This is a genomic window from Streptomyces buecherae (assembly GCF_014295035.1).
Lineage (GTDB): Bacteria > Actinomycetota > Actinomycetes > Streptomycetales > Streptomycetaceae > Streptomyces > Streptomyces youssoufiensis.
Genome location: NZ_CP060404.1, coordinates 4,806,664 through 4,822,426 on the forward strand (window position 1 = coordinate 4,806,664; position 15,763 = coordinate 4,822,426).

The window sequence follows — 15,763 nt, forward strand, 5'->3', positions numbered from 1 at the left end:
CCCGCCCGCGCGGCCCGGGGCCCGCCCGCGCCTCCGGTTGGGCAGCCTATCGGAACCGCCACCGGGACATATCCTGGCCACGCGCCACGGCACCGCCTCCCGCGCCCGGTACCGGCACTCGGCGAATCGCGCGCGAGTACCCGCGACTTCGCCGGCTACACGCCGCGTACCCGTACCGAGAATTCCGCTCCCATTGCCGTAGTCCTCACTCGGCCGCTCTCTCCGCGCTGGAAACCGTGCGCATAAGCGCGATTCAGCGCGACCTTATTCAGATCTGATCGGTGATGACAGATTTTGCAAGCCGCGATTGCACTCTGTGATTGCCAACGGGTTACGAAACGACTACGCGGCGATAGGCGCACAACGGCGCGCGAAGGCGCGAACTACGGCGTATCACGGGGCGTATCCAGCCATCCGGCCACCCGACGCACCATACGAACGCCGCCCGCACCCACCGCGCGCGGAACGCGGGCCGCGCCGGCCGCCTCCGCCGTACGGACCCGCCGAGCGAATCGCCGCAGGTGAGACGGGGCGGAGCGGGCGGTGCGGCGGGGCGTGCGGGGTACGTGCGGGCTGCGTGCGACCCGCGTACCCCGCGCACGGCGGGACCGGCGCGGGCGGGGCGTGCGCGGGCGGGGCCGGAACGCGGGGAGAGCGGCCATGCGACGGAGGCGCGCCCCGGTATGGCGTACTGAGCGATATTTGTCCGCTTAGCACTTAAAGTCGTGCCATGCCCACGCCCTATGGATCGCGAGGCGGCATGGCGTTCAGCGCGGACGAGCTGCGCGTGCTGCGACGTGCCCTCGCGCTCGCGCTCGAACCGTCCACCGCCGCCCCCCAGGACACCCCCACCGCCTCCGGCCCCGCACGCGCCGCCCACGGCGCGGACGGGCATCGGATCCCGTTCGCCCCGGGCCAGCGGGTCGGGCCGGGATCGGACCGGGACGAGGAGGTACGGGAGTTCCTGCGACTGGCCCAGAGCGTGGACGAGGCGGCGCGGGAGGGCGGCCGGCTCCGCGCCTTCCTGCTGGCCGAACTCGACCGCTACCGGGCCGCCCTGCCCGGCACGGCTGTGAGCTACCTGGAGCAACTGGCGGGCGCCGTCGCGGCCGGCTACGTGCCGTGCGCTGCGGACCTGGTCGCCCTGCGCGCGCTGTGCGCCACCCCGGCGAGCCCAGCCGAGACGCGCCGGCGCACCACCCTGCTGCGCCGCTGCGAGTGGCTAGCCGAGAGGGAGGTGCGGGCCCGCCGGGTCGCCCTGCCGGGCGGCAGGGCGCCCGCCCCGCCCCCCAACGCCGGCCCGGCCACGGCCCGCCCGCACGCCCCGCACCCGAGGCGCGGCCAGGCTCCGTGGGTCGCGAGCCCGGGCGTGGGCGACACGCCGGACGGGCCCGCGAACGAGTCCCCCGACAAGGCCCCGGGAAAGTCACCGGACAAGTCCCCCGGCACGTCCCCTGGCCAACCCCCGGACAAGGCGCCCGGACCGGTCAGGCGGCCCCCCGGCGGGCCCGAGCCGAGCGCGCCGCGCCGCCCGGTACCCACGCCGGGCGAGGTCTTCCCGCCCAAGCGCCCCACCGCCGCACCGTCCCCGGCCCCACCCGCCGACGACCGCCTGCCCACCCTGCTGCCGGCCCGCTCGGCCTGACCCGCGCCCCGGCGTACGCCCTGCCCGCGCACCCGGCGGGCCCGCGCGCGGCACCGGCGGCCCGGGCCGCCGGGCGGGGTCCGCGCGCCGGATGTGCCGGCCCCTGTCGGGGCGGCCCGGGGGCACCCCGTAACCTGGGGTCCTCAAGCACAGGGAGGCCGACACTCATGGATTACGTCTCCGCGCTGGTCCCGCCCGCCGTGATGGCCGTGGCCTTTATCGCGCTGATCAAGACGATCGTGAAGAGCCAGGGTGGCGTCAACAAGAGCAAGGAAGACGCCGCCGTGGACGCCGCGCTGGTGCGCTCCGACGCGGCCAAGCGGGACGGCGTGCCGGAGGGCCAGGGCGCCTGAGCCCGCTCCGTCCTGCCGCGCCGCCGCCGGAGTTTCCCGGCCACGGCTGAGCGGTGCCGTTCACCCCGCGGGTCCACGTTCGGTGGGCCCGCTCCGGGCGTATGGGCCGGCCCGAGTGGCCGGAACGTGCGCCCTTTTTCCGGCTTCCCAAACGGGCAAATGGGACATCTCCCACTATTATTCAAGTGTGCCTCGGCCATTGGGAGAGTTGGAAGACGCGGTCATGACGCGGGTGTGGAAGTGGAACCGCCCGGTCACCGTCCGAGAAGTGTTGGAAGACCTTCAGCGGGAACGCTCCATCGCCTACACGACCGTCATGACGGTATTGGACAACCTTCACCAGAAGGGTTGGGTGCGGCGGGAAGCAGAAGGTCGCGCCTATCGATATGAGGCCGTCTCCACCCGGGCCGCCTACGCCGCCGCACTCATGAACGAGGCGTGGTCCGCCAGTGACAACCCCGCCGCGGCGCTCGTGGCCTTCTTCGGGATGATGTCCGAAGGCCAGCGGGAAGCCCTGCGCGATGCCATGCGGGTGGTGCAACTCGACCAGCCCGACGGCACAAGCGGTGAAGCAGGGCGATAGCGTCCGGCCATGTCCCCGCTATCAAAAGCCGTCACCGTCCGCCGCGCCCGCACCTCCGATGTTCGCGCCGTCCGGCGTCTCATCGACGCGTACGTCGGCGAGGGCATCCTGCTCGACAAAGCGACCGTGACGCTTTACGAGGACATCCAGGAGTTCTGGGTAGCGGAGCGGGACGAGGACGGCGAGGTCATTGGCTGCGGCGCGCTCCACGTGATGTGGGAAGACCTGGCCGAGGTGCGCACTCTGGCCGTGCATCCGGAGCTGTCCGGCTGCGGCATCGGACACCAAGTACTGGACAAGCTGTTGCAGACGGCGCGATGGCTCGGCGTTCGGCGAATTTTCTGCCTCACCTTCGAAGTCGAGTTCTTCGGCAAGCATGGCTTCGTGGAGATCGGGGAGACGCCGGTGGACGGCGATGTCTACAGCGAGCTGCTCCGTTCCTATGACGAGGGCGTCGCTGAGTTCCTTGGCCTCGAACGGGTGAAGCCGAACACCCTTGGCAACAGTCGGATGCTTCTGCAACTGTGATCGCGGGCCTCTATGTCCGAATCGCTCACCTATCACATAGCTCCGCAACGGAGTGTTCCCACGCGGATGCGTAGCCGAACCTTCGCTGGGGGTTTGTGTTTTCTCGGGAAAAGCGGTTTGCTAATGCCTCGTAATCCCTTATCCGTGAAAGGAATCCTCAATGGCACAGAAGGTTCAGGTCCTTCTTGTAGATGACCTCGACGGTGGCGAGGCTGACGAGACCGTGACGTTCGCGCTGGATGGCAAGACGTACGAGATCGACCTCACCACGGCTAACGCCGACAAGCTTCGCTCCGCTCTGGAGCCGTACACCAAGAGCGGCCGTCGCACCGGCGGCCGTGCCGCGGGTGGTCGCGGGCGCGTGCGCGCGGGCGCGAGCAGCAGCCAGGACACGGCGAAGATCCGTGCCTGGGCGAAGGAGAACGGTTACGAGGTCAACGACCGCGGTCGCGTGCCCGCCACCGTGCGTGAGGCGTACGAGAAGGCCAACGGCTGAGTCCGGTCGTCAGCATCACGCCGCACGCACCGCAGCAGTCGGGCCCGGTGGCACTCCGTCGCCGCGGCGCTGACCAGTCGGACCAGGTCCGGAGCGTCGGCGTCGCCCCGAAAGCCGTCTCTTCCCGCACCGTCGGGAAGGCCGTGGGCCCCTCGGACTCCCTCCCCGCACCGGAGGCCGAGGGACGGCAACGCCCCGCTCGTCCCGCGCTCGGGGTTCGGGGGTCGCACCCAGGTGGCGGCCTCCGGCGAGCCCCGGCCGCCGAGGGGCGCGGGGACGGGGGCGGCCATGCGGCCACCCGCGCCGAGCGCGGTCAGCTCCAGCGGCACGCCGCCCCAGTCCCACCAGTCGAGCAGCCCGGGCAGCTCCTCGGCGCCGCCGGGGGCGACGAGGAAGTACATCGTGGGCCCGTGGACGGCCACGGGGCCGGTGTGCGACACGCGGTCGAGCATCGCGGCGCCCGCGTCGGCGGGCAACACTAGAACGTCGAAACAGAGCCCGGTCAGCAACTCGACCGGGCCCTCGCATGCCGGGGCCGTCGGCCAGCCCAACTCGTGCTCGTACCACTCGCGTACCGCACGCCAGGGCACGCGCGCGCCCGGTGTCGTACGGGGCGCGTGGGGGGTGCGCGGCGGGGCGGGTGCCGCCGCTGTCCGGTGGAGGGAAGCCATGTCCGGGGCAACCCGTCGGGGGAGCGAGGGGTTACGCTCGGTTGACATGGAGTCGCTTTCTGTGCGCGGTGTGGGGTGCGCGAGCGGCGATCGAGGCTTCGCGGAGGCGCGAGGTTGTTCGCCCGTAGCGGATGGAACCGGGTCGCGCGGCATGGAGTGTCAGTGCGTGAGGGTAAGACAGACCTAGTGGGAAGGGGCGGCCCGGCGGGCGGGACGACCGCGCGTTCGCCATCGGCGTAGTGGCGGTGTGCGTAGAAGCTTGGCCTGCGGGAACATCGTCTCGCACCATCGGGTTGGAGCAGGTGCCGGCTGTTCGGGGCAGGAATCCCTCCCCATCGCTTGTGGGGGAGATCCCGGGTGTCGGCAGTTGGAATGAGCGGTCCCTGCTTGCGGGACTAAGCTGCGGAAGGACAGGGAGGGGATCGTCCCCGATCTTTCTGACCGCTCTGAGGAGCGATTAACGATGTTCGAGAGGTTCACCGACCGCGCGCGGCGGGTTGTCGTCCTGGCTCAGGAAGAAGCCCGGATGCTCAACCACAACTACATCGGCACCGAGCACATCCTCCTGGGCCTGATCCACGAGGGTGAGGGTGTCGCCGCTAAGGCCCTGGAGAGCCTCGGGATTTCGCTCGAGGCGGTCCGGCAGCAGGTGGAGGAGATCATCGGTCAGGGCCAGCAGGCCCCGTCCGGCCACATCCCCTTCACTCCCCGTGCCAAGAAGGTGCTGGAGCTCTCGCTCCGCGAAGCCCTTCAGCTCGGGCACAACTACATCGGCACGGAGCACATCCTGCTCGGCCTGATCCGCGAGGGTGAGGGCGTCGCCGCCCAGGTCCTCGTGAAGCTCGGGGCCGACCTGAACCGGGTCCGGCAGCAGGTCATCCAACTGCTCTCCGGCTACTCCGGTGGCAAGGAGGCCGCCACGGCCGGCGGCCCCGCCGAGGGCACGCCTTCGACGTCCCTTGTCCTGGACCAGTTCGGTCGCAACCTGACGCAGGCCGCCCGCGAATCCAAGCTCGACCCGGTCATCGGGCGCGAGAAGGAGATCGAGCGGGTCATGCAGGTGCTTTCGCGCCGCACCAAGAACAACCCGGTCCTCATCGGTGAGCCCGGCGTCGGTAAGACGGCGGTCGTCGAGGGGCTGGCGCAGGCCATCGTCAAGGGCGAGGTGCCCGAGACGCTCAAGGACAAGCACCTGTACACCCTGGACCTGGGTGCGCTGGTCGCCGGTTCCCGTTACCGCGGTGACTTCGAAGAGCGCCTCAAGAAGGTGCTCAAGGAGATTCGCACGCGCGGCGACATCATTCTGTTCATCGACGAGCTGCACACCCTGGTGGGTGCCGGCGCGGCCGAGGGCGCGATCGACGCCGCCAGCATTCTCAAGCCGATGCTGGCCCGTGGCGAGCTCCAGACCATTGGTGCCACCACGCTCGACGAGTACCGCAAGCACCTGGAGAAGGACGCGGCCCTTGAGCGCCGTTTCCAGCCGATCCAGGTCGCGGAGCCGTCGCTGCCGCACACCATCGAGATCCTCAAGGGCCTGCGCGACCGGTACGAGGCGCACCACCGCGTTTCCATTACCGACGCCGCCCTGGTGGCCGCGGCCCAGCTCGCCGACCGGTACATCTCCGACCGCTTCCTGCCGGACAAGGCCATCGACCTCATTGACGAGGCCGGCTCCCGGATGCGCATTCGCCGGATGACCGCTCCGCCGGACCTCCGCGAATTCGACGAGAAGATCGCCGACGTGCGCCGCGAGAAGGAGTCCGCGATCGATTCGCAGGACTTCGAGATGGCCGCCGGGCTGCGCGACAAGGAGAAGCAGCTCCTGGCCGCGAAGGCGAAGCGCGAGAAGGAATGGAAGGCCGGCGACATGGACGTCGTCGCCGAGGTGGACGAGGAGCTGATCGCCGAGGTCCTCGCGACCGCCACCGGCATTCCGGTCTTCAAGCTCACCGAGGAGGAGTCCTCCCGGCTGCTGCGCATGGAAGACGAGCTGCACAAGCGCGTCATCGGGCAGAAGGACGCCATCAAGGCGCTCTCGCAGGCCATCCGGCGTACGCGGGCGGGCCTCAAGGACCCGAAGCGTCCCGGCGGTTCGTTCATCTTCGCCGGTCCGTCCGGTGTCGGTAAGACCGAGCTGAGCAAGACCCTCGCCGAGTTCCTCTTCGGTGACGAGGACGCGCTCATCTCGCTCGACATGTCGGAGTTCAGCGAGAAGCACACGGTTTCCCGGCTGTTCGGCTCGCCCCCCGGCTACGTGGGGTACGAGGAGGGCGGTCAGCTCACCGAGAAGGTGCGCCGCAAGCCGTTCTCGGTCGTCCTCTTCGACGAGGTCGAGAAGGCCCACCCGGACATCTTCAACTCGCTGTTGCAGATCCTGGAGGACGGTCGACTGACCGACTCCCAGGGCCGGGTCGTGGACTTCAAGAACACGGTCATCATCATGACGACCAACCTCGGCACCCGGGACATCTCCAAGGGCTTCAACCTCGGCTTCGCCGCCGCGGGTGACGTCCGCACCGGGTACGAGCGGATGAAGAACAAGGTCAACGAGGAGCTCAAGCAGCACTTCCGGCCGGAGTTCCTCAACCGTGTCGATGACACCGTGGTCTTCCACCAGCTCACCGAGGAAGACATCATCCAGATCGTCGACCTCATGGTCGCCAAGGTGGACGAGCGCCTGAAGGACCGCGACATGGGCCTTGAGCTCAGCGCGGACGCCAAGGCGCTGCTGGCCAAGCGGGGTTACGACCCGGTCCTCGGCGCCCGACCGCTGCGCCGGACGATCCAGCGGGAGATCGAGGACATGCTGTCGGAGAAGATCCTCTTCGGCGAGCTGCGCTCCGGTCACATCGTGGTCGTCGGCGTCGAGGGCGAGGGTGAGGCGAAGAAGTTCACCTTCCGCGGCGAGGAGAAGACGGCCCTGCCCGACACTCCTCCGGTCGAGTCGGCGGCGGGCGGCGGCCCGAACCTGACGAAGGAAGCGTAAGCAGTCGCCGGTCACCCGGCACCCAGCCCGCCCCGGGCCCGCTTCGGCGGACCCGGGGCGGGCTTTCGCGTGCCGGCCGGAGGCGCGCCGCGGGGCCGGCTCCCGGCCCGGCCCTCTCCTGTCTTCGGGCCGCCGCTCAGCCTCCCAGCCGCCCAGCTCCCGGCGGCTCCCTGGCCCGCTCGCGGCGTGCGGCGCGGCCCACGCGTCGCTCTCCGGCTCACTCGTGGATGACGTGCACGCCCGCCGGCACGGCCGTCACGTGGGCCTCGCGCGGGATCTGGAGGGTGCGTAGCCGGGGGAAGGGCGCCGAGCCAGTCCATCGGTTCGTTCGGCGGGGGCGTGTATGAGCCACAGGTACGTCAGCGACCCGGACACCAGGCCGTCCACGAGCTGGGCCGGCGTGAGCTGGCCGGTGATCCGCTCGCACGGGCGGCTCGGGCCCCCTGTCGGGCAGGCGGGCAGGGGCGCGCGGTGGTCACGGGCCGTGCAGGACGCCGAGGATGTCGAGGGCGCGGCGTACGTCGCGGCCGTAGACGAGGACGAAGGCCAGGATCGAGACGCCGACGATGACCGGGCCGACCGCGTCGTCCGGTAGGCCGATCAGCGCGACCGCGAACGAGGCGGCCATCGACAGCACGACGGCGGTCACCACGCGCCAGACCTCGCGGTCCGGGATCGGCTGCACACCGGCCAACTGGGCCTCGTCGAGCAGCGCGCCGATGCGGCCGGCGGTGTACCGCTCGGCGATGGTGAGCAGCAGGTCGGCGATGTCGGGCAGGGCCGCGTCGCCGTCGCTGTCGATCCGGTACTCGGCCTCTTGGAGCGCGCCGACCACCGTGCGCTGGTGCTGCTTGATCCGGCGCCGCCGGTGCCGGTAGCGGGGGAGAGAGGCCGGGAGCGTGCGGCGGGCCCGGTGCATGCCCTGGATCTCGGTGGCGACCCGGGCCAACCGGCGGGCAAGTCGTCGGCGTTGGTGGGCCTGGCGCTGGCCGCGGGTGCGGTACGCCTGGGCGCAGGCGTGGATGGCGCGGGCGATCACCACCACGGGCGCCTGTTCCCGACCGAGCCTGACCTGCCTGTTGAGCGCGGGGACGGAGTGCAGCAGCAGCACCAGAATCGCGCCGACGAGGAAGAAGAGAAACAAGGCGGCCGAGCCGTTGACGGAGGCGGGAGTGCCACCGTGAGGGCCAAGGGGCTCCTCGTCGTACATCACGTGCGGCCCGCCCTCGTCGGCCTTGCGGGCCAGCGGTATGGCGAGGGCCACCAGGCCGCAGGTGCCGAGCAGGCCGCCCACGATGGTGACGACGCGCAGGGCGCGGGAGGCGCTGAGGTAGTACAGGTGGTTGACCCGCAGCACGACCCGCAGGGGGGCGGCTAAGGGGCGGGCTATGCCGAGGCGTTGGAGGTCGTCGCGGAGGTTGGCGATGGTGGGGGACTCGCTCGCGGTGGGGGACGGGCGGGGGCCGGGGCTCGGGCCGGTGGCCGGCGCCGGGGCGGTCATGAGCCGTACCCGGGCGGCAGGAGGTCGGGGCGGAGGGCTTCGGTGCCGGTGAGGCGGGTGCCCGGCGGGAGGTGGAGGGTGGTGAGGTGGGGGAGGTCGGCCAGGGGGGTGAGGTCGAGTCCCGAGGCCGGCACGAAGGCGTTGCTCAGGTCCAGCCAGCGGAGTTCCGGGAAGGACGTGGGCAGCACGGTCAGGGCGCGGGCGTCGAAGAAGGGCTCGCCGTGGTGGGCGGGGTCCACGGCGAGCCGGTGCACCGTGGGCAGGACGTGGCGCGGTTCCAGGAGGGTCAGCGAGTGGACCGTGACGTCCAGGTACTCCAGGTGGCCGAGGGAGCGGACCGCGTCCCACTCGGCGGCGCTCTCCGGGCTGTTCTGACCGAGCACCAACTGCCGTAGCAGGGTCCACCGCCGCACGTCGACGATGCCGTCGGCGGCCCGGGAGAGCATTGAGAGGTTCAGGGCGCGCAGCGGGGCGTCCAGCGGCCACTGACCCAGGTGCCACGGCATGCCCCACGGCCGCTTGATGTCGAGAGAGTGCAGGCGGGGCAGCGAGCGGAGCGGGCTCAGGTCTACTTCCGCCTGCGTGGAGAGCAGCCCGAGGACGAGGAGTTCCAGCGACGGCAGCGCGCCAACGGGTCCCAGGTCACGGACGGATGGGCAGTCCTGAAGGTCGATGCTGATCATCTCGCGCTGCCCGGCCAGGAACCCCAGGTCCTCCAGCAGGTTGTTGCCTCGCATCCGCAGGTGGGTGAGCTGGTGGCGGCGTACGTACCAGGCCACCGCCTCCGGGTCCACGTCGCCGCGCGTCTCCAGCTTGGGCCGGCCGCCCATCGCGTCCAGCGCGCGCAACTCGTCGGCCGAGGTCGCCACGTAGTACAGCCCCTCGGGCTTGAGGTGGGCGATGACCTCGTCCGCGTAGCGCCGGGTGTCGTACCGGTGCCAGGCCCAGACGAGTTGGGAGCGTACGGAGATGGAGTCGTGGTCCCTGAACCGGGCCAGCGTGGCCATGGCCGCGTCGGAGTCGATGTGGGATGCGGTGGTAGCCACGCGGGTGGCCTCCCGCTCCGACAGGCCGTCCGGGCCTGGCAGCAGTTCGAGCACGAGCGGACCGACCTCGGCCAGTTGCCGCGCCGACGCGTTGGTGGCGGGCGGGATCAGCCGGGCCGTACGCTCCTCCACCTCGCCCCGTACGCCCGGGTCGACCTCCGTCGCGTGCTCCAGGCAGGCCAGTGCCAGCAGGTGGACGCGCATCCGGGTGCGCGCGTCGACCGCCTCGTCGCCCCGCCGCACCAACTCCCGTAGCAGCTCGGCCCGTTCGCGCGGGCGCGCGTGGGCCACCGACATGCGGATGACGTCCTCCCACTGGTCGTCGGCCGCGTGGTCGATGAGGAGGCCGATGTCCCACTCCTCGACCGCGCGCTTGGCGCCCAGGTAGTCCTGGAAGGTGCGGTGGACGAAGTCCACGGCGTTCGGGCCCGGGGCGCGGAGGAGGCCGCTGCGGTGGAGGAGGTGGCGGAAGATGGCTGGGGCGTCGCCCTGGGCGGCGGCGGCCGGGACCGCGGGCAGGGCCTCGGCGATGATGCGCTCGGCGCGGTCGCGGTCCAGCTCGGTGCGGCCGTTGCGGATGAGCCAGTAGGCGAGCCGTTGCAGGAGTTGGACCTGGGGTTCCTCGTGCAGCTCGATGCCGTACGGGCCGCTCATGTCGCGCTCCCGGTCGCGCCGGGCCAGGAGCATGGACAGGGCCGCGTCGTACAGCTCCTTGCGGCCGTGCGGGAGGTAGCCGCGGCGGTCGCGGTGCAGGGCGCAGATGAGGCCGCACATGAGCGGGTTGGTGGCCAGCCGGCCGAGGTCCTGCTTGGTGCGGACGGCGGTGAGCAGGGACCGCTCGTACGCGTCGAGGCGGTCCGCGACCTCGTCGGAGGCGCCGTCGCGGGCGGCGGTGTGCCAGCGGTCGATGAACGCGGCCACCTCGTCGCGGCCCATCGGCGACAGCGTGAGTTCGTCGAAGTCCTCCTGGCCCAGCCAGTCCTCGCGGACGGCGGAGGGGCGGGAGGTGACGAGGTAGAGGTTGTCCGGGTACGCGTCGAGCAGGTCGCGCAGCCAGCGGCGGGTCTGCTCGCGCTCGCTCTCGGGGATCTCGTCGATGCCGTCGACAAGGACCAGGCCACGGCCGTCGGCCAGCACCCGGTCCGCCCAGCCCTCGGGCTGCGCGTCGGCGATCGGGCAGCCGACGGCGGACAGGAACCGGCCGGGCGTGGGCAGCCGCTCCCCGCCACGGGTCAGGGTGCGCAGCGGGAGCACGAAGGGGACGCGGCCGTAGAGGTGGACCAGGCGGTCTTCGTACTGCCGGCGGGCCGCGACCACCGCCAGCCACTGCACCAGCGTCGTCTTGCCGGAGCCCGCGACGCCGCGCACCAGCACCCGGTCCCGGTCGGCCAGGGCCTGGTCGGCGGGGAGGGGCAGCTCGGGGGCGTACGGCTCGTCGGGCTCGGCCTCGGGGGCCACCTCGTCGGGGTCGAGGCGGTAGCTCAGGGTGCGCGTGATGGCCCGGCGGTGGGCCTCGCGCCGGGTGGCGGCCGAGCGCGTGGCCTGGAGGCTCAGGTACGTGGCGTCCAGGGGCCAGCGGTCGGGTGACGCCGTGAGGTCGATGCCGTAGATGGTGAGGGTGCCGTGCTTGCGGGTGACGTAGCGCGCGTACCGCTCCTCGAAGCGCACGTCGGTCGCCGCGTGCGTGGGGTTGCGCTCGATCAGCGCGTCCACCTTGGCCACCAGCTCGGACAACTGCTCGCTCTGCCGCACCAGGGTGTGCGCGACGAAGCTGGAACGCTGCGTGAAGAAGTGCAGCATGTGCAGGCAGGCGGCCTCCAGGACGGTGTCGTGGAGGGCGGTGGCGTCGGCGCTCAGGTGCGCGGAGGGGGCGGGGCCCGGGCCGCTGGCGGCGGCCTCGCGGAGCCGCCGCGCGAGGCCGTCCGGGCCGTGCCGTACGGCCTCGACGTCGCTGATCGTGAGGTCGCCCAGGCCGTGCAGGGTGCGGGTCAGCGCGTCCACGACGGCCCGCTCCTCGGCGGCGGGCACCGGGCGCTCGTGCGGGCCGGCGGCGCGTACGGCGCGGCGCACCAGCTCGGCCGCGAGTTTGTGCAGGTCAGCGTCGGTGAGGGTGCGCTTCTCGCCGCGGAAGGAGACCAGCCCCGATACGCGTACCGGCCGATCCACCAGGCCGGCGCCCGGTCCCTGCGCCACGAACAGCTTCCTGATGATGGGCACGATCGCGCTCGACGCCAGCCGCGTGCCGATGACCGTTGGGTCCACGTTCCCCGCCCCCTGTTTCTCCCGTCCGCGCCCGCCGGAAGCCCGCCCCGGGCCTGGTGCGGCCCGCGCGCCCCGTTCCCGAGCCTCGCGCGGGCCCGCGCACCTCGCTCCCGTACGGGCCGCGCATCCGGCCTCCCGTACGGTCGCGCGCCCCGCTCCCACGCGGCCCGCGCCCCCGCTCCCGTACGGACCGCCCACCGGGCCCCGCTCGGACGGTGCTCAGGCTACTGCGGGCGGGGGCCGTTGGTCCCGGGGCGGGTGGGCCAACGCCCAGGTCACCAGGCCCGCGTGGGGCGGTGGGCGGTGGCCTGCCCGGTGACATGGGGCACAGGCCCCTTTCGGCCTACTAGGCGCGATAGCGGGCGGCGGTGGGGGCCGCTCGGGACTTTCGGCCCGTCGGGGCCGGGTCTTTCGCGAGGGCCGGGCCCGGGCCGTTCCGCCACCGGGGAGTCGGCGCGGAAAAACCCCGGGAAATGCCCGGTGTGACGGTCACGGGTGCGTTCCCGATGCCTCTCGTCGGCCGTCCGAATGGTCTTTACGGGTGATCATCCCCGGCCGGGAAGGGTCGAATTTCCTCGGCTTTCGCTACGAGATCGGATAGTAGGAACGCGAGTGGGACCCCCCTTGGCAGGATTTCGCTCCCGGGTTACCAAGGTAGGGCGATCCCGGCGAACGCAGACGATTCAAAGTCGGGATCAATTCATTTCCTGGATTTCCCCGGAGGTAGTTCCGTATGACGCAGCACACCAAGGCCACCCACGCGAACAAGTCGGTCCTGCGCACCCGCGCCGCCGTACTGGCCGTGGGGCTGGGCGGCTCGCTCGCGCTGGGGACCGGGGTGGCGCTGGCAGCGACCCCGCAGTCCGACGTGTTCGCCGTGGCTTCGGCCGGTTCGCTGGAGAAGTCGATTCAGGCGCAGGCCAAGGCGCAGGCCGAGGCCGCTCAGAAGGACAAGAAGCAGGACGAGAAGCACGGCAAGAAGAAGGCCGCGAAGAAGGCCGACAAGCGGGACAAGGGGCACGGCAAGGCCAAGCGCGCCGACCGCTCCAAGCGCACCCCGCTGAACGCCTCCTCCTGGATCGCCCCGGTCGGCGACGCGCCGCTGAGCGCTCCGTTCGCGGCCGGCGGTGACCGCTGGGCCCACGGCCACTCCGGCCAGGACTTCGCCGTCTCCGTCGGCACCTCGATCAAGGCCGTGCACGGCGGCACCGTGATCAAGGCCGGCCCCAACGGCGGCGGCGACGGCCCTGCCTACGGCAACGCCATCGTGATCAAGCACAAGGGCCAGACGTACACCCAGTACGCGCACCTTTCGAAGATCAAGGTGAACGTGGGCCAGACCGTGGACCGGGGCCAGGCGATCGGCCTCTCCGGCAACACCGGTAACTCCTCCGGCCCGCACCTGCACTTCGAGGTCCGCACCGGCCCGAACTACGGCTCCGGCATCGAGCCGCTGGGCTTCCTGCGCGGCCACGGCGCGCACGTGGGCTGATCACCCGGAACGACGCGAGCGGCGGCCGGTCTCCACGGAGACCGGCCGCCGCTCGCGTGCGCGCGCTAACGCGCCGCGGGCTCCCCCGTGACGCCGGCGCCGGCGCCCGGGTCGGCGTCGGCTTCGTCGGCCTCGGTCACGATCCGCAGCGGGCCCGCGAGGGCCGCGGACAGCGCCGCACACAGCGGCAACTGGAGCGTGAACAGCGCGATGAGCAGCGTGACGAAGGCGTAGTCCACGGCCTGCCCCGCCCCGTCGGAGAGGAACCGGATCACGCTGACGACCAGCAGCACGCCCGCGTACACGACCGTGTTACGGGTCGCGATCAGCCACCGGTGCGGCGTCGGCCGGGCCCACGCGAGCACGCCGACGAGCAGCGCGGCGAGCACCGGGAAGGCCAGCGCCCAGCCGCTGAGCCAGTCGCCGGAGAACGTCTCCCAGGAGCTTTCGCCCTCGTCGTCGGGGTAGCCGCCGGCGTAGATCAGGACGAACGACAGGAGCGCACCCACCGCCCAGGGAACGAACGTCGCCGCTATGGCGTACGCGGTTGCCTTGGCCGGGGGTGCGCTCATGGGTCGTGCCTATCGTCAGGGCGTCGGACGGACGGCTTTCCTACCGCGCGATTCCGTCAGCGACCGCCGTCAGTATCCGCCGTTGTTGCCAATCGTAGCCGCGGGGCAGGCCGGCTTGAACAGGCAGGCCGGGCTGGCCTGCTTGGACGTGTGCAGGAACTTCGTGTACGTCTTCATCGGGGACCGGGTGAATCCGCTGATGATGATCTCGTGGTCGGGCATCCGCTTGTGCCGACCGGAGATGTAGAAGTCGCCGCTGCGGCTGATCCGGGCGTTGTAGTAACCGGAAATGCTGCCGACGCCGCAATAGGGGTTACCGGCCTCGGTGATACCGCGCACCTGAGCCGACTTCGAGTTCTGCGACATCACGCGGAAAGACATCTTCTTCTTGCTCGCGGTCTTCTTCGCGACGAACTTTCCATTCGTCTTGTAGACGTGCGTGGTGCCGATGTGCGCACCCCACGAGGAACCGCCGTTCCAGTACACCGTGCCCGTCAGGTCGGTGCGGTGGCTCTTGCTGTCCGCCTTGCTGAAGCCGCGGTTGTCACCCGCGTACTTGTAACCCTTGGTGTACTTGCAACCCACCGGCGCCGTGACCCACTTGCTGCGGATGAAGGTGCGGTAGCGGATGGTCGTCGAGTGGTACTTCTTGGCCTTGGCCTCCGCCGCCAGCGCGGCCCGCTCCAGGGCGGCCGGCTGCGAGTCCGTCGGCACCTGGACGTTCAGGCTCCAGGTGTGGCCGTTGAGCGGCGCCTCGCCGCTCTTGCGGAACGCGGCCCGCTCGCTGTCCGTCCACTCGCTCGCCGGCGCCTTGGCCGTGGTCGTGACGCGGTACTCGCTGGCGGCCCCCGGGCGCGCCTGGGTGTCACGCAGGCTGGTGCCGCGCGTGGTGGCGATCAGCTCACCGTCGCGGAAGACCTGGTACGGGGCGGCGCCGGTCACGCCGGGCCACGACAGGTCCACGAACTCGTCGTTGGCGGCCCAGGCGGCGCGCGCCGACGTGCTGTCGGTGTTGCCGGCCAGGGTCGTGCCGGCCAGGGTCGGGCCGTCGGCGCCGGTGCCCTTCAGGACGGTGAAGTCGGTGGCCGTGCCGCGGATGTGGCGCAGCGCCTTCGGCGCCGTGCCGGCCTTGGTCAGGAAGCGGCCCTGGTCGGCGCTGAACCGGTAACCCGCGCTCGGCGCGACACCGTTCTGGCCACTGGTCTGAGCCTGGCCCGCGCCGGGCCGGTCGCCGTCGGCCACCGGGCTGGCCACCGCGCCGGCGGTGCCGCCCGTCATCAGCGCCAGCGGCAGCGCGACGGCCACCAGCGCCTTGGGCAGGACCCGGCGCGCCCGCCCGGACGCGGCGGACTGGGTCGGCTCCGCGGAATCGGCGGGCCCTGCGGAATCTGCTGAATGCGTGCGTATGGAACGCATGTAGTGATGTCCCCCTGAACACTCGACGGCCTGGTTCCGGCCATCGCCATAACGGTCTTGACGCGCCAAAAGATGGCTCCGTCGCAGGTCACCCTATAGGTAAATGGCGTGTACAGGTCGCTTTTGTTGAGCGGATTTGGCGCGTTTGCGGCAGCGCTGGGCGACGCGGAGGCGGCCGATCGGTCAGCGTTCGATCAGATGATCACCAA

General features: G+C 71.3%; 12 protein-coding genes. 7 read left to right on the top strand and 5 right to left on the bottom strand.

All coding sequences use genetic code 11. The features are described from left to right. Positions 1–730: 730 nt before the first annotated feature. The 5 genes from H7H31_RS18715 (at position 731) to H7H31_RS18735 (ending at position 3,605) form a co-directional block, all read left to right on the top strand. Entirely contained in the window at positions 731–1,645 is a 915-nt protein-coding gene (locus tag H7H31_RS18715; protein WP_232109943.1) for a hypothetical protein, read from the top strand. A 167-nt stretch (positions 1,646–1,812) separates the two neighbouring features. Further along, positions 1,813–1,998: a hypothetical protein gene (locus H7H31_RS18720; protein ID WP_187060761.1), complete on the top strand. Its 186-nt coding sequence runs from the start codon at positions 1,813–1,815 to the stop codon at positions 1,996–1,998. 187 nt (positions 1,999–2,185) lie between these two features. Beyond that, positions 2,186–2,581, top strand: coding sequence for a BlaI/MecI/CopY family transcriptional regulator (locus H7H31_RS18725; protein ID WP_187060762.1), 396 nt, complete (start codon positions 2,186–2,188; stop codon positions 2,579–2,581). Positions 2,582–2,590: 9 nt separating this feature from the next. Beyond that, a complete protein-coding gene (locus H7H31_RS18730) occupies positions 2,591–3,109 on the top strand; it encodes an amino-acid N-acetyltransferase (protein WP_187060763.1) in 519 nt (172 codons plus the stop codon). 160 nt (positions 3,110–3,269) lie between these two features. After that, on the top strand, positions 3,270–3,605 hold the full coding sequence (locus H7H31_RS18735) for a histone-like nucleoid-structuring protein Lsr2 (protein ID WP_176162477.1): 336 nt from the start codon (positions 3,270–3,272) through the stop codon (positions 3,603–3,605). Here the strand turns inward: H7H31_RS18735 and H7H31_RS18740 are convergent. After that, positions 3,536–4,276: an SCO3374 family protein gene (locus H7H31_RS18740; protein ID WP_222624928.1), complete on the bottom strand. Its 741-nt coding sequence runs from the start codon at positions 4,274–4,276 to the stop codon at positions 3,536–3,538. The two genes, H7H31_RS18735 and H7H31_RS18740, sit on opposite strands and share 70 nt — an antisense overlap. Positions 4,277–4,739: 463 nt before the next feature. Here H7H31_RS18740 and H7H31_RS18745 point away from each other — a divergent pair, with 463 nt between their 5' ends. Continuing rightward, on the top strand, positions 4,740–7,265 hold the full coding sequence (locus H7H31_RS18745; protein ID WP_187060765.1) for an ATP-dependent Clp protease ATP-binding subunit: 2,526 nt from the start codon (positions 4,740–4,742) through the stop codon (positions 7,263–7,265). Positions 7,266–7,740: 475 nt separating this feature from the next. Here the strand turns inward: H7H31_RS18745 and H7H31_RS18750 are convergent, their stop codons facing one another. Continuing rightward, entirely contained in the window at positions 7,741–8,766 is a 1,026-nt protein-coding gene (locus H7H31_RS18750) for a hypothetical protein (protein ID WP_187117974.1), read from the bottom strand. Beyond that, positions 8,763–12,074 (bottom strand): NACHT domain-containing protein, encoded by a 3,312-nt coding sequence (locus H7H31_RS18755; protein WP_187117975.1) that lies wholly within the window; start codon positions 12,072–12,074, stop codon positions 8,763–8,765. Before H7H31_RS18755 ends, H7H31_RS18750 begins: the two co-directional genes overlap by 4 nt. 733 nt (positions 12,075–12,807) lie before the next feature. Between H7H31_RS18755 and H7H31_RS18760 the strand changes: the two genes are divergently transcribed. Beyond that, on the top strand, positions 12,808–13,566 hold the full coding sequence (locus tag H7H31_RS18760) for a M23 family metallopeptidase (protein ID WP_187061858.1): 759 nt from the start codon (positions 12,808–12,810) through the stop codon (positions 13,564–13,566). A 65-nt stretch (positions 13,567–13,631) separates the two neighbouring features. Here the strand turns inward: H7H31_RS18760 and H7H31_RS18765 are convergent, their stop codons facing one another. Both H7H31_RS18765 and H7H31_RS18770 read right to left on the bottom strand, forming a co-directional pair. Continuing rightward, positions 13,632–14,138 carry a hypothetical protein gene (locus H7H31_RS18765; protein WP_187061859.1) on the bottom strand — a complete coding sequence of 169 codons (507 nt, stop codon included), beginning with the start codon at positions 14,136–14,138 and terminating at the stop codon, positions 13,632–13,634. A gap of 69 nt (positions 14,139–14,207) precedes the next feature. Continuing rightward, complete coding sequence (locus H7H31_RS18770) at positions 14,208–15,554, bottom strand: hypothetical protein (RefSeq protein ID WP_187061860.1); 1,347 nt, start codon at positions 15,552–15,554, stop codon at positions 14,208–14,210. Positions 15,555–15,763 lie beyond the last annotated feature (209 nt).